Source organism: Pseudomonas sp. TKO26 (genome assembly GCF_003225665.1).
GTDB classification, from domain to species: Bacteria; Pseudomonadota; Gammaproteobacteria; order Pseudomonadales; family Pseudomonadaceae; genus Aquipseudomonas; species Aquipseudomonas saponiphila.
In genome coordinates this window covers 253166-274787 of the sequence record NZ_QKLN01000006.1, presented here as the reverse complement: position 1 = coordinate 274787, position 21622 = coordinate 253166, and the positions used below count along the sequence as shown (strand labels likewise).

19 protein-coding genes are annotated in these 21622 nt (G+C 62.2%); 7 read left to right on the top strand and 12 right to left on the bottom strand.

All coding sequences use genetic code 11. From position 1 onward, the window contains the following. Window position 1 precedes the first annotated feature (1 nt). Window positions 2–961, top strand: a complete 960-nt coding sequence (locus tag DNK59_RS11985; RefSeq protein ID WP_371920280.1) for a spore coat protein U domain-containing protein — start codon at window positions 2–4, stop codon at window positions 959–961. Between the two features lie 136 nt (window positions 962–1097). Here the strand turns inward: DNK59_RS11985 and DNK59_RS11980 are convergent, their stop codons facing one another. After that, complete coding sequence (locus tag DNK59_RS11980; RefSeq protein WP_110723326.1) at window positions 1098–2324, bottom strand: MFS transporter; 1227 nt, start codon at window positions 2322–2324, stop codon at window positions 1098–1100. 102 nt (window positions 2325–2426) lie between these two features. Here DNK59_RS11980 and DNK59_RS11975 point away from each other — a divergent pair, with 102 nt between their 5' ends. Further along, window positions 2427–2873: a helix-turn-helix domain-containing protein gene (locus tag DNK59_RS11975; RefSeq protein ID WP_110723325.1), complete on the top strand. Its 447-nt coding sequence runs from the start codon at window positions 2427–2429 to the stop codon at window positions 2871–2873. Between the two features lie 45 nt (window positions 2874–2918). On the opposite strand, the gene DNK59_RS11970 is transcribed toward DNK59_RS11975, so the two are convergent. Both DNK59_RS11970 and DNK59_RS11965 read right to left on the bottom strand, forming a co-directional pair. Beyond that, window positions 2919–4073, bottom strand: a complete 1155-nt coding sequence (locus DNK59_RS11970) for a M14-type cytosolic carboxypeptidase (protein WP_110723324.1) — start codon at window positions 4071–4073, stop codon at window positions 2919–2921. A gap of 490 nt (window positions 4074–4563) precedes the next feature. Further along, window positions 4564–4911 (bottom strand): DUF6124 family protein, encoded by a 348-nt coding sequence (locus DNK59_RS11965; RefSeq protein WP_110723323.1) that lies wholly within the window; start codon window positions 4909–4911, stop codon window positions 4564–4566. Between the two features lie 133 nt (window positions 4912–5044). Here DNK59_RS11965 and DNK59_RS11960 point away from each other — a divergent pair, with 133 nt between their 5' ends. Continuing rightward, on the top strand, window positions 5045–5710 hold the full coding sequence (locus DNK59_RS11960) for a LexA family transcriptional regulator (RefSeq protein ID WP_092312985.1): 666 nt from the start codon (window positions 5045–5047) through the stop codon (window positions 5708–5710). A gap of 54 nt (window positions 5711–5764) precedes the next feature. Here DNK59_RS11960 and DNK59_RS11955 read toward each other — a convergent pair whose 3' ends face one another. From DNK59_RS11955 to DNK59_RS11940, 4 genes are all read right to left on the bottom strand, one after another. Further along, window positions 5765–7711, bottom strand: coding sequence for an acetyl/propionyl/methylcrotonyl-CoA carboxylase subunit alpha (locus DNK59_RS11955; protein WP_110723322.1), 1947 nt, complete (start codon window positions 7709–7711; stop codon window positions 5765–5767). Continuing rightward, window positions 7708–8526, bottom strand: a complete 819-nt coding sequence (locus DNK59_RS11950) for a gamma-carboxygeranoyl-CoA hydratase (protein WP_092312991.1) — start codon at window positions 8524–8526, stop codon at window positions 7708–7710. The genes DNK59_RS11955 and DNK59_RS11950 overlap by 4 nt, the downstream gene beginning before the upstream one ends. 17 nt (window positions 8527–8543) lie before the next feature. Continuing rightward, window positions 8544–10148, bottom strand: coding sequence for a carboxyl transferase domain-containing protein (locus DNK59_RS11945; protein WP_092312993.1), 1605 nt, complete (start codon window positions 10146–10148; stop codon window positions 8544–8546). Between the two features lie 106 nt (window positions 10149–10254). Beyond that, entirely contained in the window at window positions 10255–11418 is a 1164-nt protein-coding gene (locus DNK59_RS11940) for an isovaleryl-CoA dehydrogenase (RefSeq protein ID WP_092312996.1), read from the bottom strand. A gap of 228 nt (window positions 11419–11646) precedes the next feature. On the opposite strand from DNK59_RS11940, the gene DNK59_RS11935 reads away from it, so the two are divergent. Then, window positions 11647–13350, top strand: coding sequence for an AMP-binding protein (locus DNK59_RS11935; protein ID WP_110723321.1), 1704 nt, complete (start codon window positions 11647–11649; stop codon window positions 13348–13350). A 621-nt stretch (window positions 13351–13971) separates the two neighbouring features. Here the strand turns inward: DNK59_RS11935 and DNK59_RS11930 are convergent. From DNK59_RS11930 to DNK59_RS11920, 3 genes are all read right to left on the bottom strand, one after another. Next, complete coding sequence (locus DNK59_RS11930) at window positions 13972–14871, bottom strand: hydroxymethylglutaryl-CoA lyase (protein ID WP_110723320.1); 900 nt, start codon at window positions 14869–14871, stop codon at window positions 13972–13974. Window positions 14872–14934: 63 nt separating this feature from the next. Beyond that, window positions 14935–15339 (bottom strand): MerR family DNA-binding transcriptional regulator, encoded by a 405-nt coding sequence (locus DNK59_RS11925; protein WP_110723319.1) that lies wholly within the window; start codon window positions 15337–15339, stop codon window positions 14935–14937. 123 nt (window positions 15340–15462) lie between these two features. Then, the gene (locus tag DNK59_RS11920; protein WP_110723318.1) at window positions 15463–16398 is read right to left on the bottom strand and encodes a LysR family transcriptional regulator; all 936 of its coding nucleotides are present in this window, start codon (window positions 16396–16398) and stop codon (window positions 15463–15465) included. 180 nt (window positions 16399–16578) lie between these two features. Between DNK59_RS11920 and DNK59_RS11915 the strand changes: the two genes are divergently transcribed. Continuing rightward, a complete protein-coding gene (locus DNK59_RS11915; RefSeq protein WP_092313011.1) occupies window positions 16579–17808 on the top strand; it encodes an acyl-CoA dehydrogenase in 1230 nt (409 codons plus the stop codon). A gap of 54 nt (window positions 17809–17862) precedes the next feature. On the opposite strand, the gene DNK59_RS11910 is transcribed toward DNK59_RS11915, so the two are convergent. After that, window positions 17863–19245 carry a substrate-binding domain-containing protein gene (locus tag DNK59_RS11910; protein WP_110723317.1) on the bottom strand — a complete coding sequence of 461 codons (1383 nt, stop codon included), beginning with the start codon at window positions 19243–19245 and terminating at the stop codon, window positions 17863–17865. Window positions 19246–19536: 291 nt separating this feature from the next. Here DNK59_RS11910 and DNK59_RS11905 point away from each other — a divergent pair, with 291 nt between their 5' ends. Beyond that, a complete protein-coding gene (locus tag DNK59_RS11905) occupies window positions 19537–19869 on the top strand; it encodes a YegP family protein (RefSeq protein WP_092313017.1) in 333 nt (110 codons plus the stop codon). 50 nt (window positions 19870–19919) lie between these two features. On the opposite strand, the gene xthA is transcribed toward DNK59_RS11905, so the two are convergent. Beyond that, on the bottom strand, window positions 19920–20732 hold the full coding sequence (xthA, locus tag DNK59_RS11900; RefSeq protein WP_092313020.1) for an exodeoxyribonuclease III: 813 nt from the start codon (window positions 20730–20732) through the stop codon (window positions 19920–19922). A gap of 176 nt (window positions 20733–20908) precedes the next feature. Between xthA and DNK59_RS11895 the strand changes: the two genes are divergently transcribed. Continuing rightward, window positions 20909–21559, top strand: a complete 651-nt coding sequence (locus DNK59_RS11895) for an N-acetyltransferase (RefSeq protein ID WP_110723316.1) — start codon at window positions 20909–20911, stop codon at window positions 21557–21559. Window positions 21560–21622: the final 63 nt, after the last annotated feature.

Below are 21622 nucleotides of genomic sequence, written 5' to 3'. Positions count from 1 at the left end.
AATGGCGGGACTCTTGGCCAGCGTGCTGGCGCTGTCGGCCCAGGCGCTGTGCAACACGGTCAGCACCACGCCGGCGGGGTTCGGCACGCTCAGCTCGATCCTGGTGCGCACCACTTCGCAGCCGGCCTCCACCACCAATGCCGGCCTGAGCTGCACCGGCTCGCTGCTGAGCGTGCTGGCCAGCAACGACCATTTCTACGCCACCATCACATCCGCCACCAGCGGCATGGTCGGCCCCACCGGCGATGTCATCGGCTACACCCTGTACGCCAACAACAGCACCAGCTACCCGATCACTCGGGGGGTGCAGTTCGACTTCGCCCGCAACTCGATCATCGATGTGCTTGGTTTGCTGGGCAGCCCCACCGTGGCCAAGACTGTGCCGATCTACATGGGGACCATCACCGGCAGCAACGTGGCGGCCGGGGTCTATACCGAGAACCTGAGCATCTTCTGGAGCTGGAACTACTGCGCCGGGATCGGCGCCCTGGGAGCCTGCCTGGGCCGTGATATCGGCAGCGGCACCCAGGCCCTGACGGTCAACATGACGGTGTCCAACGATTGCGTGATCACCGCGCCCAACATCAGTTTCGGCAGTGCGCCGGTGGTCAGCGCCTTTGCCACGGTGACCGGGCAGACCATCAACCTGGCCTGCACCAAGGGCAGCGCCTATACCGTGGGTTTGAGCGATGGCCAGCAGCCGGTGAGCGCGGGTGGTCGGCGGCGGATGATTTCCAGTGGCAACTACCTGGCCTATGACATCTTCAAGAGTGCCGGCAATACCCGTTGGGGCAGTGTCGGCAGTGCCCGGCGCTCCAGTACCGATGCCGAAGTCAACCCGGGTAACGGCCTGGGCACCGGCAGCCAGATCTTCAACTACAACGCCCGGATCTATACCGACCAGAGCACCCCGCCGGCCGGTACCTATGTCGACAACGTGGTGCTGGATGTGGGGTTCTAGGAGCCACCGCGCCATTGATTTCGTCTTCCGCCCGAGGCGCTTTTGCTCAGTCATTCCCTGGCTGGCCGTTCCAGGGCGACGAGCTGCTGCAAGGCAGGCCGCGGGGCTGGGGTTGAAGCACTCTCGGGCGAGCCCGCTATGGGCGTGCCGAGCTGGCGCCGTGCGCGGTGGCCGGGTGTTTTCCGGGGTTCAGGCTCCACAGCCAGTAGGCCAGGGCCACGCCGTTGATGGCGGCGCCCAGCAGGCACACCCCGGTCCAGCCGGCCCAGGCGTAGGTGGCGGTGGCGGCAATGGAGCCGCCGGCGCTGCCTGCCGAGTAGAACAGCATGTATCCGGCCGCCAGACGGCTCTGGGCTTGCGGGCGCACGCTGTAGATCAGGCTCTGGCTGGTAACGTGGACCGCCTGCAGGCCCAAATCGAAGGTGATCACTCCCACGAGCAGGGCCCACAGGGAGGATTGGGTAAAGGCCAGGGGCAACCAGGACAGCAGCATCAGCGCCAAGGCCAGGCCACTGGTCCATTGCGCCAGCCCGCGATCCGCCAGGTGCCCGGCCTGTGCCGCGCCCAGTGCGCCTGCGGCGCCGGCCAGGCCAAACAGCCCGATCTCGGTGTGTGACAGCGACAACGGTGGGGCGCTTAGGGGCAGCACCAGCGGGGTCCATAAGACCGTGCCGGCAGCGAAGATCAGCATGGCCAGGACCGCCCGGTCGCGCAGGACCTTTTCCTCCTTGAACAACAGCAGCAGCGAGCCGAGCAGTTGCCCGTAGCGCTGCACCGCTGGCGGCTGTTCAGCAGTCGGCAGCACCTTCCACAGGGCCAGGGCCACCAGCAGGGTCAGCCCGGCCGACAGCAGGTACACCGAGCGCCAGCCCGCCAGATCGGCCATGGTGCCGGCCACGGTACGGGCCAGGAGGATGCCCACGACGATGCCGCTGGTGACCATGCCCACCACCCGTCCGCGCTGGGCGACCGGCGTCAGGTGGGCTGCGTAGGCCACCAGCACCTGGGTCACGACCGCCAGCAGGCCGGTGCAGGCCATGCCCAGTAACAGCCAGGCGCTGCTGGGGGCCAAAGCCACGGTCAACAGGGCCAGGACCGACAGCAGGGTCTGGCTGACGATCAAGCGCCGGCGATTGAGCAGGTCGCCCAGGGGCACCAGCAACAGCAGGCCGAGACCGTATCCCACCTGGGTCAGGGTGATGACGATGCCTACCGTGGCCGGCGCCAGGTCGAAGGCCTGGGCCATGGCGTCCAGCAGCGGTTGGGCGTAGTACACGTTGCCCACCGCCAGCCCGCAGGCCGCGGCGAACAGCAGCACCACCTTGGCTGAAAGTGGCGAGGGGGTTGAGGATTCTGATGACATGGCGGACTCCGTATCTGGTTTTGTTATAAAACCAGTTGTACGGTAGTGATCGCGGTTTTATATTGCAACCACTTTTCCGCTGCCAGTCTGGAGAATCCCAACATGGTCAAACGCACTAGCCTGCAAGATGCCGAGTGCCCGGTGGCTCGCTCCTTGGACGCCATTGGTGACTGGTGGTCGTTACTGATCGTGCGTGATGCCTTCGACGGCATCCGCCGCTTTGGCGAATTCCAGCGCAATCTGGGCATGGCCAAGAACATCCTCGCCGCGCGCCTGCGCACCTTGGTGGAACACGGGGTGTTGGCGGTTGTGCCAGCCTCCGATGGCAGTGCCTATCAGGAGTACGTGCTGACGGAGAAGGGCAGGGGGCTGTTTCCTCTGATCATTGGTCTGCGCCAATGGGGCGAGGCGTTTTTCTACAAGGAGGGTGAGGCGCATTCGCGGATGGTCGACCGGGAAACCGGGCAACCGCTGCCGGCACTGGAACTGCGTACGGCGGATGGGCGCTTGCTGGGGCCGGACGATTGCCTGCGGGTGCCGGCGTCGTGAGCACATGACGACTGCGGGAGCGCTTCCCGCAGTCGTCGGCATGGCTTAGCGCAGGCTGTCCACCAGATCGGCGAGGGTACTCAGCACATCCTTGCCCAGTTGCATGGAGCGCTTGCCGGACCAGCCGGTCAGCGGGTTGGGTGCATCGTCGTGATCCTTGAAGGGCATCTCCAGGGTCAATGCCAGGCAGTCGTATTTTTCCCCGACGGCGTTGCAGGCCAGGGTCATGTTGGCCTCTCCGGGATTGTCCCGGGCATAACCGTGGGTGGTCTGGAAATCCCGGGTCTGGTGCTTCAGGTGGCTGCGGAAATGCTCCTCGAGTGCCGCCAGCCGTGGCGTGTAGCCCAGGTTGCCTTCGCAGCCGGCGGTGAACACGTAGGGGATCTCTTCATCGCCGTGCACATCGAGGAACAGGTCGACACCGTACTTTTCCATCTGCTGCTGGACGAACAGCACTTCGGGGCTGAGCTCCTGGCTGGCGTTCTGCCAGGCGCGGTTCAGGTCCTGGCCCTTGGCGTTGGTCCGCAGATGGCCATGGAATGCGCCATCCGGGTTCATGTTCGGTACCAGGTACAGATCGGCCTTGGCCAGCAGTGCATTGAGTTCCGGGTCGTCCCGATGCTGCAGGCGCTCGATCACGCCTTCCATGAACCACTCGGCCATATGCTCGCCGGGGTGCTGCTGGGCGATGATCCACAGCTTGCGCCGGCCTTGCTCGCCGCTGCCTTTGCGTAGCAGCTGGATGTCCCGGCCTTCGACGCTTTTGCCCACGGCCAGCAATTGGGTCCCGGCCTTGCTCAAGGCCTGGTCGATCAGCCAGTCGTGGCGTCCGCGGCTGTAGGGCTCGAAGTAGGCGAACCAGGCGTGGGTCTGGGTGGCTTCCAGATTGAAGCGCAGGGCGTCGCCTTCGAAGATCGTCGGTACGCGAAACCAGTTCACATGGTCATAGGAAGCAACAGCCTGGTAGCCGGTCCAGGCCTTGTTGTAGGAGGACTGGCTGGCATTGGTCAGGCGGAACCAGTGTTCCTGGCCGACATGCAGGCCGCTGACCTTGAAGTGAAACCACTGGAAATGCGGGCTCTGGGTATCCGGGCGGATGGCCAGCAGGGCTTGCAGTGGGTTGCTGATGTCCAGCACTTTGATGTTGCCACTGTCGAAATCGGCAGTGATTTGAAACGAAGTGTGATTGCCCACGGTCATGTTCGGTTCCTGTACAGGATTGTTATGACCGTCACTCTACACACTGGAGAAGGTAATAGAAGGGGGGGCGTCGTCCTTGACGCCGAAGCAGCTTAGTGGCTATGCGATTGATTCTCAAGCGCTACTTTTTTCTTTGCCCGGAGCGTGGCGTCAGGCGCTGACTTGCAAAAGGACATTCTTTTGCTATCATCGCCGCCATTATTTTTAGCGGCACCCACGTCTTCATTAGCCTGAAGCCAAGCCAGAAAAACTGGCAAAAAAAAGACCCGGCAAAAAGCCGGGTCGAAAACCGTGATTAGCCTGATGAGGAGATAATCCAAAGGTCCGACCTAAGGTCCTTTGGGTTATCGACCGATCTCGCGATCAGCTGGATGCAATAATAATCATTATCATTTGCAAGTCAAATGATTTTCCTCGTGTCCCGGTAAATAATCCGTCCTTCTTGCCTTGCCCTCTTGTCCACCCTCCTGTTGGGAAGGGCGCAGGCCTCCTAGCTTGATCCACAACGCTGGCATTCCAGGCACTTGTCCACCAGGGCCTTGGCCAGGTCGATCATGTGCACCACCGAAAATGCCAGGTCACGATTGGCACCCCGCAGATTGTTGGCGGCGTCATAGGCGGTGGCCGCTGCACAGCGCAATAGATCGGATGCATGGATCATGGCTTCCTCACTGCTCAGGCTGCGTCTGATCTCGAAAAACTTTTCATCCTTGCTTGGCTCGGTAATGGCGGGGTTCAAGTAGTAGTCCATCGCTCGCCGTGCCGCATCGCTATCCTTGAGTGCGTTCAATGTGGCCTCTGTATCGAATTCCTGCACATCCTTGCTGCTTGTGTTCATGAAGTGTTCTGCCCTGATGGTGATAAGGAGAGAGGGGTAGGAACGATGTTAATACGTATTGTAATTGTGACGAGATTTCAAATACTACAACTTGTGTGTTGAGGCGGGGAATACACAACGTATTGTTCGGCCCATGGACAAATGGATCGAGTTGGTTAAAGCCAACATGAAAGGCCGCAAGGTCACACAGGAAAAACTCGCCGAGCGTCTGGGCATGTCTCAAGGTGGCATCGGTCATTGGTTGAGCAAGCGTCGCCAGCCGAAGATCGAAGACATGAACCGGGTGCTCGAAGAGATCGGCATGGGCTTTCTTGAAGTTGCCCTGGTGGTCCGCGAGAAACCCATGCTCGGCGATGATGGCGAACCCCTGGTGGAGGAGCCTTCCTTGCAGCACAAGTACAACCCGTATTTCCGGTATCCGGTCAGTGATTGGCGGGAGGTCGGAGAAGTCCGGGAAAGTGGCCAGTCGGCCTATGTCCCCGAGCGTTATGAGCTTTCCGATTATCAGGCGCAGGGGGCGGCCTTCTGGTTGGTGGTGGTCGGTGACGCGATGATCGCCCCCAGCGGCCTGAGCATCAGCCAGGGCATGCTGATCCTGGTGGACCCGGCCGTTGCTGCCGAGCCTGGGAAGTTGCTGGTCGTGCAGTGTCCCGGGAATGACGAGGCGATCTTCCGCAAGTTGGTACAAGAGGGCGGCCAGCGTTATCTGGTACCACTCAATCCCACTTATCCGAAGATGCTCTACAGCGACGAGTGCCGGGTTATTGGTGTAGTCGTACAAGCAACTGCGAAGTTTTAACTTCTTTGAAGAGCCCCTTCCTACAAATAGGAAGGGGCTTTCTTATTGATAAAGTTACTCCAACTCCACCAACGCACTGCCTTCGCTGACCATTTCACCTTCCTGGCAGTACAGGGCCTTGACGACTCCGGCCTGGGGCGCGCGGATGCTGTGCTCCATCTTCATTGCTTCCAGTACCACCAGTTGCGCACCGGCCTCGACGCTTTGTCCGACGCTGACCAGCACCCGCACGATGCTGCCATTCATCGGTGCCGTGAGCCCGCCATGCTGACTGTGGCTGGCATCGGCCGCGGCGATCGGGTCGTAGGCGGTGATGGCGTGCATGTCGCCCTGCCAGTGCAGGTACAGGGTGTCGCCACGGCGAATGGCGCGATGTTCACGACGCAGTCCCTGTTGCTCGACCCACAGGCGCTCGTTCTGCAACTGATAGGCGGGCGAATGGGCCCCAAGGCTGATGGCCCGGTCCTTGCCGGCACAGCTCAGGTGCAGGCTAGTCTGGGCCGGCAGGCCACTGCGCCAGCCGTTGAGCGTCGACCAGGGCGATTGGGGATCGTCAGCGCGCGTGCGCTGCGGCTGACTTTGCGCAAAGGCCTGGGCTGCCGCCTGCCAGAAGTCCGTAGTCAATTCGCTAGGCGCTGGCAGGAGTTGCTCCTGATAGCGTGGGATAAATCCGGTATCCAGTTGCGCTTGAGCAAATGCCGGATGGGCAATGATGCGCCGCAGGAACGCGAGGTTGGTTTTCAGGCCGCCGATGGCGAACTCGTCGAGCATGCTCAATAGACGGAGGCGGGCCTGTTCGCGGTTCTCGCCCCAGGCGATCAGTTTGCCCAGCATCGGATCGTAGAAGGGCGACACGCTGTCGCCTTCCTCGACCCCACTGTCCACCCGGCGTCCCGGTCCGGCAGCGGACTCCTGATACAAATCGAGGCGGCCGGTGGCCGGCAGAAAATCATTGCCCGGATCTTCAGCGTAGAGGCGTACTTCAATGGCATGCCCCAGCAGCGGGACCTGTTCCTGGCTGATGGGCAGGGCTTCACCCTGGGCCACGCGTATTTGCCAGGCCACCAGATCGAGCCCGGTAATGGCTTCGGTAACCGGGTGTTCCACCTGCAGCCGGGTATTCATCTCCATGAAGAAGAATTCGCCGCGGGCGTCCAGAAGAAACTCCACGGTGCCGGCGCCGACATAGCCGATGGCCTGAGCGGCACGTACCGCCGCCTCGCCCATGGCCTTGCGCAGCTCGGGGCTCAGGCCCGGAGCGGGGGCTTCCTCGACCACTTTCTGGTGGCGGCGCTGAATCGAACAGTCGCGCTCGTTGAGGTACAGGCAGTTGCCGTGTTGGTCGGCAAATACCTGGATCTCCACGTGCCGCGGCTTGAGCAGGTACTTTTCCACCAGCATCCGCGAATCGCCGAAGGACGACTGGGCTTCACGCTGCGCCGAGGCCAGGGCTTCAGCCAGCTGGCTGACGTCCTCGACCACCTTCATGCCCTTGCCGCCACCGCCCGCGGTGGCCTTGAGCAGCACCGGGTAGCCGATGCGTTCGGCGGCGCTACGGAAGGTATCCAGGTCCTGGGCTTCGCCGTGATAACCCGGCACCAACGGCACCCCGGCGGTTTCCATCAGCGCCTTGGCCGCCGATTTACTGCCCATGGCGTCGATGGCCGAGGCGGGCGGCCCGAGAAAGATCAGGCCCGCCGCTTCAATGGCTCGGGCAAAGCCGGCGTTCTCCGAGAGAAAGCCGTAGCCAGGGTGAATGGCCTGGGCGCCGCTGGCTTTGGCGGCGGCGATGAGCTTATCGATCTGCAGGTAGCTGTCGGCGGCCTTGCTGCCGCCCAGATCGACACGGATATCCGCCTCGCGGCTGTGCCGGGCGTCACGGTCGGTGGCACTGTGCACGGCCACGGTGGTCAGGCCCAGGGCCTTGGCGGTGCGCATCACCCGGCAGGCGATTTCGCCGCGGTTGGCCACCAGCAGGGTGTCTAGAACAGGGGCGCTCATGAGCGGGGCTCCTTGGTGGTGGTCGCGGACTGCCAGCTGGGCGGGCGTTTGTCGAGGAACGCCCGCAGGCCTTCCTGGCCTTCGGCGCTGACCCGGATGCGCGCGATGGCGTTCTCACAATAGCGGCGCAGAGCTGTGGTCAGAGCGCCGTTGCCGACTTCCCGCAACAGGTCCTTGCTGGCGCGCATGGCCTGGGGACTGTTGAGCAGCAGGTTGTCGATCCATTGGCTCACTTGCTGTTCCAGCGTGTCAGCCGGGTAGCTTTCCGCCAGCAAGCCGATGTCCCGCGCGCGCTGCCCGCCAAAGCGCTCGGCGGTGAGGGCATAGCGCCGGGCAGCGCGTTCACCGATGGCCTGGACCACGAACGGGCTGATAACCGCCGGCGCCAGGCCGATACGCACTTCCGACAGGCAGAACTGGGCATCGTCGGTGCCGATGGCCATGTCGCAGCAACTGATCAGGCCCAGGGCTCCGCCGAAGGCTGCGCCTTGCACCACGGCCAGGGTGGGGATTTTCAGTTTGGCCAGGTTGTACATCAGCTCCGCCAGTTCCCGGGCGTCGTCGAGGTTGGTCTGGTAGTCGAGTTCCGCCGACTGCTGCATCCAGGCCAGGTCGGCGCCGGCGCTGAAGTGCTTGCCGCGTCCGCGCAGCAACAGGAAACGCAGGCTCGGGTCGGCCTGGACCTGATCCAGGGCGAGGATCAGCTCGCGGATCATTTCGGCGTTGAAGGCGTTGTTCTTGGTTTCGCGGCTGAGCCACAGGGTGGCGAAGCCACGGGGGTCGCGCAGCAGTTCCAGGGTATTGAAGTCGCTCATGTTCTTCTCGCGCAGGATTACATGCGGAACACGCCGAAGCGGCTCTGTTCGATGGGGGCATTGAGGGCCGCGGACAGGGCCAGGGCCAGTACGTCACGGGTTTGCGCCGGGTCGATGACGCCGTCGTCCCACAGTCGTGCACTGGAGTAATAGGGGTGCCCCTGGTGTTCGTACTGATCGAGGATCGGCTGCTTGATCTCGGCTTCCTGGGCCGCGTCGAACGGCTGTCCGCCGCGTTCCGCCTGCTCGCGCTTGACCTGCACCAGCACCCCGGCCGCCTGTTCGGCACCCATTACGCCAATTCGCGCATTGGGCCACATCCACAAAAAGCGCGGGTCGTAGGCGCGGCCGCACATGCCGTAGTTACCGGCGCCGAAGCTGCCGCCGATGATCACGGTGAGTTTCGGCACCTTGGCGCAGGCCACCGCGGTCACCAACTTGGCGCCGTGCTTGGCGATACCGCCGGCTTCGTATTTCTGCCCCACCATGAAACCTGTGATGTTCTGCAGGAACAGCAGGGGAATGCCGCGCTGGCAGGCCAGTTCGATGAAGTGCGCGCCTTTTTGCGCGGCTTCGGCGAACAGGATGCCGTTGTTGGCGAGAATGGCCACTGGGTAGCCGTGCAGATGGGCGAAACCGCAGACCAGGGTGGTGCCGAACAGGGCCTTGAATTCATCGAACAGCGAGCCGTCCACCAGCCGCGCAATGACCTCGCGGACATCGAATGGCTGCTTGGCATCGGCCGGCACCACACCATAGAGCTCGTCGCCGGCATACAGCGGGGCGATCGGGGTACGTTGCTGCAATTGCCCCTGCTTGTGCCAGTTGAGGTTGGCCACGCTGCGCCGTGCCAGGGCCAGGGCGTGTTCGTCGCTGTCGGCGTAGTGGTCGGCGACCCCGGAAACCTTGCAGTGCACATCGGCACCGCCCAGGTCTTCGGCACTCACCACTTCACCGGTGGCGGCCTTCACCAGGGGCGGGCCGGCAAGGAAGATGGTCGCCTGTTCACGAACCATGATGGCTTCGTCGGCCATGGCCGGTACGTAGGCGCCACCGGCGGTGCAGGAGCCCATGACCACGGCGATCTGCGGGATGCCCTGGGCGCTCATGTTGGCCTGGTTGAAAAAGATGCGTCCGAAGTGCTCGCGGTCAGGGAACACTTCATCCTGGCGTGGCAGGTTGGCGCCGCCGGAGTCCACCAGGTAGATGCACGGCAGGCGGTTTTGCTGGGCGATGGTCTGGGCCCGCAGGTGCTTTTTCACCGTCAGCGGATAGTAGGAGCCGCCTTTCACCGTGGCGTCGTTGGCCACGATCATGCACTCGATGCCTTCCACTCGGCCGATGCCGGCAATCAGCCCGGCAGCCGGCACGTCTTCGCCATAGACCTCGTAGGCGGCCAGGGGGCTGAGTTCCAGGAAGGGCGAGCCGGGATCGAGCAGGCGGTTGATCCGCTCGCGCGGTAGCAGTTTACCCCGGGAAGTGTGACGCTCCTGGGCCTTGGCGCCACCGCCTTGCTGGACCTGGGCGAGCAGGGTGTGCAGGGCATCGACCTGGGCCAGCATGCTGGCCGCGTTCTGCGCGAACTCGGGGGATTTCGGGTTGAGCTGAGACTTCAGAATCATCGGAGGGCCTACGGCAGCTTCAAGCGACACGCTTCAAGCTGCAAAAGTGAGTCGGTATCACGGCAGCGTTGGCTTGCCGCTGGTAGCTCGCCACTTGCGGCTGCTCTTACCTGGTTTCGTTGAACAGTTCGCGACCGATCAGCATGCGTCGGATCTCACTGGTGCCGGCACCGATTTCGTAGAGCTTGGCGTCGCGCAGCAGGCGGCCGGCCGGGAATTCGTTGATGTAGCCGTTGCCGCCGAGAATCTGGATCGCATCCAGGGCCATCTGGGTGGCACGTTCGGCGCTGTAGAGAATCACCCCGGCGGCGTCCTTGCGGGTGGTTTCGCCGCGTTCGCAGGCCTGGGCCACCGCGTACAGGTAGGCGCGGCTGGCGTTGAGCTGGGTGTACATGTCGGCGATCTTGCCTTGGATCAGCTGGAATTCGCCGATGCTCTGGCCGAACTGCTTGCGATCGTGGATGTAGGGCACCACCAGGTCCATGCAGGCCTGCATGATCCCGGTCGGGCCGCCGGAGAGCACCACGCGCTCGTAGTCCAGGCCGCTCATCAGCACTTTGACGCCGCCATTGAGCACGCCGAGGATGTTTTCCTCTGGTACTTCCACGTCATCGAAGAACAGCTCGCAGGTGTTGGAGCCGCGCATGCCCAGCTTGTCGAACTTGTTGCTGCGGCTGAAGCCTTTCCAGTCGCGCTCGACGATGAAGGCGGTGATGCCGTGGGGGCCTTTTTCCAGATCGGTCTTGGCGTAGATCACATAGGTGTTGGCGTCGGGGCCGTTGGTGATCCAGGTCTTGCTGCCGTTGAGCACGAAGCGGTCGCCGCGCTTGTCGGCCCGCAGCTTCATCGACACCACGTCGGAGCCGGCGTTGGGCTCGCTCATGGCCAGGGCACCAATGTGTTCGCCGCTGATCAGCTTGGGCAGGTACTTGCTCTTCTGCTCGTGGTTGCCGTTACGGTTGATCTGGTTCACGCAGAGGTTGGAATGGGCACCGTAGGACAGCGCCACCGAGGCCGAGCCTCGGCTGATCTCTTCCATGGCCACCACGTGCGCCAGGTAGCCCAGGCCGGCGCCGCCGTACTCTTCCGCCACGGTGATGCCCAAGAGGCCCATGTCACCGAACTTGCGCCACATGTCGGCGGGAAACAGGTTGTCGACATCGATCTGTGCCGCCCGCGGTGCCAGCTCGGCCTTGACGAAGGCCTGGACCTGTTGGCGCAGCATGTCGATGGTTTCACCGAGGGCGAAGTTCAGGGTCGGATAACTCATGGCGTGGGCACCTTCACACTTGTTTTTATTGAGAGGAGGGACGTGGAGAGCGGCGCTGTTGGGCTCTCACCTTTACGTTAACGTAAACCTGCGACCGAAGGCTGTCAATCGCCCTTTACGTAAACGTCAACTTGCGCCAGAGTAGCAGGGCTTTCGATTGGAGCCGGGCTTTTTTGCACCTTTCGCCTGGCTCCTGAACACCCACTAATAAAGACAATAGGGGTCGTCATGGAACACTCGGGTTTCCAGCCGGATCGCAGTTACACCCGTGGTACGCAAGACAAGCCGTTACTCGCGCTGACCATTGGCCAGGCTTTCGACAACACTGTCGCCGCCTATCCTCAGGGCGAGGCGCTGGTGGTGCGTCATCAGCAGCTGCGTTACACCTGGCAGCAGTTGCGCGAGGCAGTGGATCTGCATGCTCGTGCGCTGCTGGCCTTGGGGCTGGATACCGGGGATCGCCTGGGAATCTGGGCGCCCAACTGCGCCCAATGGTGCATCGCGCAACTGGCCAGCGCCAAGATCGGCGCGATCCTGGTGAACATCAACCCGGCCTATCGCAGTTCCGAGCTGGAGTATGTGCTCAAGCAGTCCGGCTGCCAGTGGCTGATCTGTGCCGGGGCGTTCAAGACTTCCGATTACCACGGCATGCTGCAGGGGCTGATCCCCGAACTGGCGGAGCAATCCATCGGCCAATTGCACTGTGAGCGCCTGCCCGAGTTGCGTGGGGTGATCAGCCTGCACGCCCAGCCACCCTCCGGCTTTCTGCCCTGGTCGCAGTTGACCGCCCTGGCCGCCGGAACCACTGCCGAGCAACTGCAGGCACGCCAGGACAGCCTGGATTTCGACCAGCCGGTGAATATCCAGTACACCTCGGGTACCACGGGCTTTCCCAAGGGCGCGACCCTGAGTCACTACAACATCCTCAACAACGGTTACATGGTGGGGGAGAGCCTGGGCCTGACGGCGGCGGATCGCCTGGTGATCCCGGTGCCGCTGTACCACTGCTTCGGCATGGTCATGGGCAACCTGGGCTGTATCACCCATGGCACCACCATGATCTACCCCAACGACGCCTTCGACCCTTTGCTGACCCTGAGCGCCGTGGCCGAGGAGCGGGCGACCGGTCTGTACGGGGTGCCCACCATGTTCATTGCCCTGCTCGATCAGCCCCGGCGTGGCGAGTTCGATCTGTCGAGCCTGCGTACCGGGATCATGGCCGGCGCCACTTGCCCGATCGAGGTAATGCGTCGGGTCATCAGTGAAATGCACATGAGCGAAGTGCAGATTGCCTATGGCATGACCGAGACCAGCCCGGTGTCGTTGCAGACCGGTCCCGCCGACGACCTGGAGTTGCGGGTCACCACTGTGGGGCGTACCCAGCCCCATCTGGAGAGCAAGATCATCGACGAGGCCGGCAATGTGGTGCCGCGGGGCACTATTGGTGAACTCTGCACCCGCGGTTACAGCGTCATGCTCGGCTACTGGAACAATCCCCAGGGCACCCGTGAATCCATCGATCAGGCGGGCTGGATGCACACCGGCGACCTGGCGACCATGAACGAGCAGGGTTATGTGTGCATCGCCGGGCGCAACAAGGACATGATCATTCGCGGTGGCGAGAACATTTACCCGCGGGAACTGGAAGAGTTCTTCTTCACCCATCCTGCCGTGGCCGATGTGCAGGTGATCGGTATTCCCTGCGCCAAGTACGGTGAGGAAATCGTCGCGTGGATCAAGTTCCATCCCGGGCATTGCGCCAATGAAGTGGAGCTGCAGGCCTGGTGCAAGGAGCGCATCGCCCATTTCAAGACGCCGCGCTACTTCAAGTTCGTTGAGGAGTTTCCGATGACGGTGACCGGCAAGATCCAGAAATTCCGCATGCGCGAGATCAGCATCGAGGAGCTGCGCGAGCAGGTGGGTAAGGTCTGAGCCTTGCTGGGGCGTGCATCTGTACCGGTGCACGCTTTAGGGGCGAGGAAGGGTGGGTGAAGTCGAATCGCGAAAAGCACAAAGGGGAGCCGAAGCTCCCCTTTAATGTGTCGTTGCGTGCTCTTTTTTTATTATTGAGGGGCGGTCTGTTGTTGTTTTTGGCAACCGTGGCCCTTTGCTGCTGTTTTGGGTGATCCCCATCCGGGATCAAGAGCAAACGTATTTTTTTGAGCGCTGATCCAATGTGTCGCCAGGGCGATCCAACCAGTTCGGGAGCTACCTCAGGGTAGTTTTATTGTTCTCTGACCGGTTGCGGGTGGCTCTTGCAAGCCCTCCTGCACACTACATCCTCTCCAAAAAAATCTGTTAGCTGCGTCTCTGTCGTGTTGTTTTTGTTATGTCAGAGTCGTTACGTCTTATTTTTATTAGGTTTGCTGCTTTTTATTCTTGTTATGCCATAGAGATAGCAGAAGCCGTGCCAACTTTTTAAAATCCTTTTAAATCAATAGCTTGACGATTTTGTAGGACAACCTGTGCCGCAAGAAAATCGACAAACTGTTTCCGTGTTACTCGTTCCAGCCGCGGTTCAGAGCGGCCGGTAACACCCGGCCGCACATTGGCTCATCCGGCGTTACGTGCCTTGGCCACCCGGGAACCGCTGGGGCGCCCCAGTACCGCGCAGATCTGCCGGCCAGCGTCGATCAGGCGGTCCATGTCGATACCCGTGTGAATGCCCAGGCCGTTGAGCAGGTACAGCACGTCTTCGGTGGCAACGTTACCGCTGGCGCCCTTGGCATAGGGGCAGCCGCCGAGGCCGGCGATCGAGCTGTCGAACACCGCGATGCCCTCCAGCAGGCTGGCGTAGACGTTGGCCAGGGCCTGGCCATAGGTGTCGTGAAAGTGACCGGCGAGCTTGTCCCGTGGCACCTGGGCACCCACCACGTCGAACAGGTTGCGGGTGGCGCCGGCGGTGCCGGTGCCGATGGTGTCGCCCAGGGACACCTCATAGCAGCCCATGGCATAGAGTTCACGGGCTACCAGGGCGACTTGTTCCGCAGGCACTTGGCCTTCATAAGGACAGCCCAGTACGCAGGACACGTAGCCGCGCACGCTGATCCCGTGCTGTTTGGCCGCGTCCATGATCGGTACGAAGCGCTCCAGGCTCTCGCTGATGGAGCAATTGATGTTGCGCTGGGAGAACGACTCCGACGCGGCGGCGAACACCGCGACTTCCTTGACCCCCGCCGCCAGAGCGTCCTCGAAGCCCCGCAGGTTCGGCGCCAGCGCGCCGTAGACCACCCCCGGCTTGCGCTGGATGCGGGCAAACACTTCGGCTGAGCCGGCCATCTGCGGCACCCACTTGGGCGAGACGAAACTGCCGACTTCTATATAGCCCAGGCCCGCTGCGGTCAGCGCGTCGACCAGTTGCACCTTGTCGTCGACGCTGATGGGCAGGGCTTCGTTCTGCAGGCCATCGCGGGGGCCGACTTCGATCAGGCGTACATGGCTGGGGAGTGACATACAGGTTTACCTTCTAATGGAGGAGGGCGGTTGCCGGCGCGAGCCGCGCAGGTGTCCCGGGGATTATTGGGCAGGGTTCTTCTGGTTCTGGAGGGTCTGTTGCAGTGCCTGGGTGCAGCGCTCTTCGGCGGTGTCCAGTTCCAGCTTCATCTGTTCGATGTCGAGCAACTGCTGTTCAAGCTGCTCACGGCGCTCGCTGATCTTGGCCAGCATGCTGTGCAACTGCTTGAGGTTGCCGCTGCTGGGGTCATAGAGTTCGATCAGCTCACGGCATTCGGCCAGGGAAAAACCGATGCGCTTGCCCCGCAGGATCAGCTTCAGGCTGACCTTGTCCCGGGGTGAGTAGATGCGTTCCTGACCGCGGCGCTCGGGGGCCAGCAGGCCTTGTTCTTCATAGAAACGGATGGCCCGGGTGGTGATGTCGAGCTCGCGGGCGAGGTCGGAGATGCTGTAGGTCTGACTGCTCATGGAGGCGCTCAAGGTGGGACTTGGCGCTAAGCTAAAGGCAGGTTTACGTATACGTCAAGCAATCCGCTCCTATCCCGTGCGCCGGCAAGCCGACTCCTGCTGTGAGGGCTTGCCGGCGAGGGGTCAGGCGGTCTGCTGGTCGAGCTTCTTTTCGTAGGCGCTCACCTGTTGGCACAACTCGATCATCTGCTCGCGCATCCAGCGGTTGGCCGGGTCCTGGTCGGTGCTTTCGTGCCAATACAAGTGGGTTTCCACGGGCGGTACATCATTGACCGGCAGATTGAAGGCCTGCAGGTCGTGGCGCCGGGCAAAGCGCTCCGGCACGGTCATGACCATGTCGGTCTGTTGCAGCACTTGGGAGGCCATCAGGTAGTGCTGGGAGCGCAGGGCGATCTTGCGCTGGATGCCCATCTTGCCCAGGGCCAGGTCGACATGGCCCAGGCCGCTGCGACGGCTGGAGATATGGATGTGGGTCAGCGACAGGTAATCGTCCAGGGTGAATTTTTCCTTGCCCGCCAGGGGGTGGCCCTTGCGCATGGCACACACGTAACGGTCTTCCATGAGCTTGACATGGCGTACTTGCGGGTCGGTGTTGAGGGGGGCATCCACGGCAAAGTCCAGGCGCCCGGCCGCCAGTTCCTTGGTGGTTTCCCGGCGCTTGGACAGGAAGCTCTCGATGATCACCGCCGGTGCCAGGCGGCGCAGGCGCTGGAACAGCGGCGGCAGGATCACTGCCTCGGTCAGGTCGGTCATGCTGATGCGGTAGGTCTTGACCGCTTGCAGCGGGTTGAAAATCCGACTTTCCTGGACTGAAACCCGCAGTAGCGACAAGGCATTGCGCACCGGACCGATGATGTTCTGTGCCATCGGAGTGGGCACCATGCCCTGGGCGGTCCTTACGAACAGCGGATCGTTGAAGGTCTCGCGCAGACGCGCCAGGGCGTTGGACACCGCCGGCTGGGTGATGCCGACGATCTGCCCGGCGCGGGTCAGGTTGGCTTCGGTGTAGATCGCGTCGAAAACGATGAAGAGGTTGAGGTCGACCTTGCTCAGATTCATGGCGCTGCACTCTTATTGTTAGGGCCTGTGAGGGAGGCTCGGAAGCCTTGCGGATCAGTCGATCATATATCGGTGATGAATGTTAATACACGCCGAGAATAGGCTAGGTAAATTTTCGTAGCTGATCTAGCATCGATTTCAGTCCCCCAACACCCGTTCTTCAAAAAGGTAGAACTGCCCATGGAATTCGCCTATTCCCCCAAGGTTCAGGAGCTGCGTGAGCGCGTCACGGCGTTCATGGATGCCTATGTTTATCCGGCTGAAGCGGTTTTCGAGCGTCAGGTTGCCGAAGGCGATCGCTGGCAGCCGACCGCCATCATGGAAGAGCTCAAACTCAAGGCCAAGGCTGAAGGTCTGTGGAATTTGTTTCTGCCTGAGTCGGAACTGGGTGCCGGCCTGACCAACCTCGAATACGCGCCACTGGCGGAGATCATGGGCCGTTCGCTGCTGGGCCCCGAGCCGTTCAACTGCTCGGCGCCGGATACCGGCAACATGGAAGTGCTGGTGCGCTATGCCAATGAGGAGCAGAAGCGGCGCTGGCTGGAGCCGCTGCTGCGCGGCGAGATCCGCTCGGCATTCGCCATGACCGAGCCGGACGTAGCCTCGTCCGACGCCACCAACATGGCCGCCCGCGCGGTGCGCGACGGCGACCAGTGGCTGATCAATGGCAAGAAGTGGTGGACCTCCGGCGCCTGTGATCCGCGTTGCAAGATCCTGATCTTCATGGGCCTGAGCAACCCCGATGCGCCACGTCACCAGCAGCACTCGATGATCCTGGTGCCGGTGGATACCCCCGGGGTGAAGATCGTCCGCCCACTGCCGGTGTTCGGCTACGACGATGCGCCTCACGGCCACGCCGAGGTGCTGTTCGACAACGTTCGGGTGCCCTACGAGAACGTGCTGCTGGGCGAGGGCCGGGGTTTCGAGATTGCCCAGGGCCGTCTTGGTCCGGGGCGCATCCATCACTGCATGCGTTCGATCGGCATGGCCGAGCGTGCGCTGGAGCTGATGTGCAAGCGCGCGGTGAATCGCACCGCGTTCGGCAAGCCTCTGGCGCGCCTGGGGGGCAACATCGACAAGATCGCCGACTCGCGAATGGAAATCGACATGGCTCGGCTGTTGACCCTGAAGGCCGCGTACATGATGGACACCGTCGGTAACAAGGTGGCCAAGAGCGAGATTGCCCAGATCAAGGTGGTGGCACCGAACGTGGCCCTGCGGGTGATCGATCGGGCGATCCAGATTCACGGCGGGGCGGGCGTGTCCAATGATTTCCCTCTGGCCTACATGTACGCCATGCAGCGCACCTTGCGCCTGGCGGACGGTCCGGATGAAGTGCACCGCGCGGCCATCGGCAAGTACGAAATCGGCAAGTACGTGCCCAGGGAGCTGCTGCGCAGCGGGCATTGATGAAATCGCCGCCGGCCGATCGGGCAAGCACCCGGCTGGTCGGCGGCGGTGTATTCAGTACACCCAGACTTCCACCCGCCGGTTCTTGATCCGACCCTCGTCGGCCTGATTGGTCGCCACCGGCAGCTCGGCGCCAAAACCGCGGATCTCGCGCAATACCACGCCACTTTTCACCAGTTCCCGGCGGACCGCCATGGCTCGCAGCTTGGACAGCAGGGCGGCGCGTGCCGGGTCGCTCTTGGCATCGCCGAAGCCGGCCAGGGTCACTTGGCGCTCCAGCTTGCCGTGCTGGCGCAAGTAGTCCAGAACCCGATTCAGGTCCTGGCGCGCCTTGTTGTCCAGATTGGCGCTACCTTCCTCGAAGCGAAAGTTCACGCTCAGGCGTTGCGCGTCCCGGCTCAGTTGCTGGTAGGCCTCGGGCATCTGCGGGCTGGGCGTTACCCGCATGGCTTGCACGGTCTGGGCGACAAAGCCGTTGGCGGCGACGATGGCCTGGCCCTTGGCGCTCTGGGCAAAATTCACCAAGGCTGCGGCCCAGGGATTCTGGTTGTTGGGGGGCAGGTACAGATACAGGCGCCGCGTTAGCGGGTAGTTCTCGGTGGCGATCAGGCTGTTGAGGGGCAGCATGGGCTGGGATTCGCCGTCGACAATCGCCACCGCCTTGGCCTGGCGCACGTAGGGCAGGCCGATGAAACCGATGCCTTGCGGGTCGTGACTGACGGCGTCGGACAGCTGTTCACTGGACTCGAAACGCTTGGCCGCCGGGTTCAACGTCTTGCCACGACGACTGAGGACCAGCTCTCTGAAGGTGTCGTAGGTGCCGGACTGATTATCCCGGGCATACAGATGGACTGCGCCGCCGGTGCTCCCCAGCTCTTCCCAGGTCTTGATCTCGCCGCTGAACAGGCGGGCCAGTTGCTCGGTGCTCAGTTGGTTCAGCGGGTTGTGCGGATGCAGGATGATGGCCAGGCCATCAATGGCGATGACCTGTTCGGCGCCGGGGCTCTTCAGGTCGCCCAGGCTTTCCAGGTCCACCAGTTCGCTGTCCTTGATGGGGCGGGAGGCCGCGGCCACATCGGCTTGGGCGTTCTGCAGCGCACTGAAGCCGGTGCTCGAGCCGTGGGCGGCAATCTCCACTTTGACAGTCCGGCCCTGGGGGCTCTGTCCCAGAACCTGTTGCTCATTGTCCTTGCCGCTGGCCTCGATGCGGATATCGCGCAGGCCCTGTTGCTCCAGCAAGCCCTTGACCAGCGCCGGACCGAGCCTGGCGCCAATGGTGTTGGAGCCCTGGATGCGCAGCACGGCGGCATTGTCGGTCGCCAGGGGCAGGGCGGCGAACACCGACCAAGGCAGGGCGTAGCAGACGAAGCCGATCAGAAACAGGCTGATGGTCCGGCACCAGATATCTCGTTCACTGGCGGTGGAAGCGCGGGGCATGGCGGCACTGGCCTTCTATATAGAAAGAGGGGAAGTGCTGGCGAGATTAAGTCAGGGAGGTGACAGGCATGTGACCGATGGCACTTTTCGGCAACAAATGGCGAAAGTCCTACATCGTAAATAGCTGTTTTCTCTAGATTTTTTGAGACTTGTCCTAAAGACCAAGCTCTGAGCGATGCGTAGAGTGGGCAACTTTGTCTGGCGGGGATTGGGGCGACTGCCAACGCGTCGTCCCCGCGGATGCCTCGGCAGTGTTGAGCTGCCATTTCGTGGTAAGCAAAGGAGTTACAAATGAGTGCCTGGTTCGAGCTGAAGCAGTATGGCAGTGGTGCATGCAGATTCTTGCTGAAGACAAAGGAGGCGCAGACCATGCTTCAAAGCGAACGATTCCCATGCCGGGACAGTGCCGAGGCGGCTCTCGGCCTGTTCCGCGCACACTGCGCTTCTCCCGAGCGTTACGTCAAGAAAATTTCATCGGGCGGCAAACCTTATTTCAAGCTCAAGGCCGGCAAGGAAGTGATCCTGGTCAGCCATTTGTATGACTCGGAGCCCACGCTCGAGAGCGCCATCGACGCCATCGCAGCAGCCGGCACCACTGATCGGGTTGAAGTGGTCCAAATGTAAGCGGTAGCAAGAAAAGCCCATCTGACGATGGGCTTTTTTGTGCCTGTCGATCAGCTCAGTTCGAGCCAGATCGGCGCATGATCCGACGGCTTTTCCATGCCGCGCAGTTCATAGTCGACACCGGCATCCTTGACACGCGGCAACAGGCCCTGGGAGGCCATGATCAAGTCGATGCGCAGGCCACGCTTGGGCTCGTCCTCGAAGCCGCGGCTGCGGTAGTCGAACCAGCTGAAGCGGTCGTTCACCTCGGGGTTGAGGTGACGGAAGCTGTCCACCAGGCCCCAGTTCTTCAGGCGGGCCATCCACTCGCGTTCTTCCGGCAGGAAGCTGCATTTGCCGGTCTTGAGCCAGCGCTTGGCGTTGTCGGCGCCGATGCCGATATCGCAGTCTTCCGGGGAAATATTCACGTCGCCCATGACCACCAGGGGCTGGTCATTGCTGAAGCGACTTTCCAGCAGGTGCTGCAGATCGCTGTAGAAGCGCTGCTTGGCCGGGAACTTGGTCGGATGGTCACGGCTTTCGCCCTGGGGAAAGTAGCCGTTCATGATGGTCACCGGCGTGCCATGGGCGTCGGCGAAGGTGCCCCAGATAAAGCGCCGCTGGGCGTCTTCGTCATCGCCTTCGAAACCTTTGTGCAGGGCCAGCGGCGCCTGGCGCGAGAGCAGGGCGACGCCGTAATGGCCTTTCTGGCCGTGGTAGTGCACGTGGTAGCCCAGGGCCTGGACGTCGGCGAGGGGGAACTGCTCGTCGGCGACCTTGGTTTCCTGCAGGCCGATCACGTCCGGCTGGTGTTTGTCGATCAGCGCCGCCAGCTGATGAGGGCGGGCGCGCAGCCCGTTGATATTGAACGAGACGATCTTCATGGTCGGCGGTCCTGGCAAAACAGCGATGCTAGCTGACAACGCCCGGGTCGACCAGCGTGGCAGCGCCGTGGATGCACTGCTAATGTCCTTGAGCGCGGGGAACGATCAGCGCCGCGCAGGGCTCGTAATAACAAGAGCGCGGCCACCTGAGCCGGGGCCAGGGGAGAGTGACCGTCATGCCTGATACCTCCAACACCATTGCCGATATCCATATGCTCGACAGCGGTTATTCCCGTGAAGCTAGGTCGCTGTTGTACCAGGCCTACCGGCATGAACCGACTTTCGCGTTCATTTTCGAGTCCGAGCGCGGCGGTTACGAACAACGGGTACGGGCCACGGTGCGCGAGTTGGTCAAGCAGCATTTTCTTCAGGAGCTGCCAGCCATTGGCCTGCTGGTCAACGACCGGTTGATCGGCATTGCCTTGATTGCCCCGCCGCAGCGGCGCCTGGGGATCACCGAAAGCTGGGCCTGGCGCCTGCGCATGGTGCTCGGCACCGGTTTTCGCTGCACCCGGCGTTACCTGGAGTACCACCAGGCGGTACAGGCCTGTCTGCCCAGTGACGCGGTCCACGTATTGCCGTTGCTGGGGGTACATCCGCAGTTCCAGGGGCAACATTTTGGCGAGCAGTTGCTCGCGGCGGTGCACAACTGGTGCGCGGTGGACGAGCATTCCCAAGGGGTTGTGCTGGACACCGGCAATCCCCGTTATCTGGAGTTCTACAAGCGTCAGGGGTATGCCGAAGTCGGAGAGGTGGCCGTGGGACCGGTTCGCGAGCATGTATTCTTCCATCCCAACCCCCAGCTCTTACAAAGAGCAACAGGCTGATATAGAACTTTCCGTGCGTTAGAGCGCTCTATCGCCCTCCCAAGCTCGTGATAGCATCCGCGC

Excerpts from the sequence above, each read along its gene's own strand:
- DNK59_RS11985 (WP_371920280.1), top strand. The coding sequence starts at position 2 with ATGGCGGGACTCTTGGCCAGCGTGCTGGCGCTGTCGGCCCAGGCGCTG.
- DNK59_RS11980 (WP_110723326.1), bottom strand. The coding sequence starts at position 2,324 with ATGTCATCAGAATCCTCAACCCCCTCGCCACTTTCAGCCAAGGTGGTG.
- DNK59_RS11975 (WP_110723325.1), top strand. The coding sequence starts at position 2,427 with ATGGTCAAACGCACTAGCCTGCAAGATGCCGAGTGCCCGGTGGCTCGC.
- DNK59_RS11970 (WP_110723324.1), bottom strand. The coding sequence starts at position 4,073 with ATGACCGTGGGCAATCACACTTCGTTTCAAATCACTGCCGATTTCGAC.
- DNK59_RS11965 (WP_110723323.1), bottom strand. The coding sequence starts at position 4,911 with ATGAACACAAGCAGCAAGGATGTGCAGGAATTCGATACAGAGGCCACA.
- DNK59_RS11960 (WP_092312985.1), top strand. The coding sequence starts at position 5,045 with ATGGACAAATGGATCGAGTTGGTTAAAGCCAACATGAAAGGCCGCAAG.
- DNK59_RS11955 (WP_110723322.1), bottom strand. The coding sequence starts at position 7,711 with ATGAGCGCCCCTGTTCTAGACACCCTGCTGGTGGCCAACCGCGGCGAA.
- DNK59_RS11950 (WP_092312991.1), bottom strand. The coding sequence starts at position 8,526 with ATGAGCGACTTCAATACCCTGGAACTGCTGCGCGACCCCCGTGGCTTC.
- DNK59_RS11945 (WP_092312993.1), bottom strand. The coding sequence starts at position 10,148 with ATGATTCTGAAGTCTCAGCTCAACCCGAAATCCCCCGAGTTCGCGCAG.
- DNK59_RS11940 (WP_092312996.1), bottom strand. The coding sequence starts at position 11,418 with ATGAGTTATCCGACCCTGAACTTCGCCCTCGGTGAAACCATCGACATG.
- DNK59_RS11935 (WP_110723321.1), top strand. The coding sequence starts at position 11,647 with ATGGAACACTCGGGTTTCCAGCCGGATCGCAGTTACACCCGTGGTACG.
- DNK59_RS11930 (WP_110723320.1), bottom strand. The coding sequence starts at position 14,871 with ATGTCACTCCCCAGCCATGTACGCCTGATCGAAGTCGGCCCCCGCGAT.
- DNK59_RS11925 (WP_110723319.1), bottom strand. The coding sequence starts at position 15,339 with ATGAGCAGTCAGACCTACAGCATCTCCGACCTCGCCCGCGAGCTCGAC.
- DNK59_RS11920 (WP_110723318.1), bottom strand. The coding sequence starts at position 16,398 with ATGAATCTGAGCAAGGTCGACCTCAACCTCTTCATCGTTTTCGACGCG.
- DNK59_RS11915 (WP_092313011.1), top strand. The coding sequence starts at position 16,579 with ATGGAATTCGCCTATTCCCCCAAGGTTCAGGAGCTGCGTGAGCGCGTC.
- DNK59_RS11910 (WP_110723317.1), bottom strand. The coding sequence starts at position 19,245 with ATGCCCCGCGCTTCCACCGCCAGTGAACGAGATATCTGGTGCCGGACC.
- DNK59_RS11905 (WP_092313017.1), top strand. The coding sequence starts at position 19,537 with ATGAGTGCCTGGTTCGAGCTGAAGCAGTATGGCAGTGGTGCATGCAGA.
- xthA (WP_092313020.1), bottom strand. The coding sequence starts at position 20,732 with ATGAAGATCGTCTCGTTCAATATCAACGGGCTGCGCGCCCGCCCTCAT.
- DNK59_RS11895 (WP_110723316.1), top strand. The coding sequence starts at position 20,909 with ATGCCTGATACCTCCAACACCATTGCCGATATCCATATGCTCGACAGC.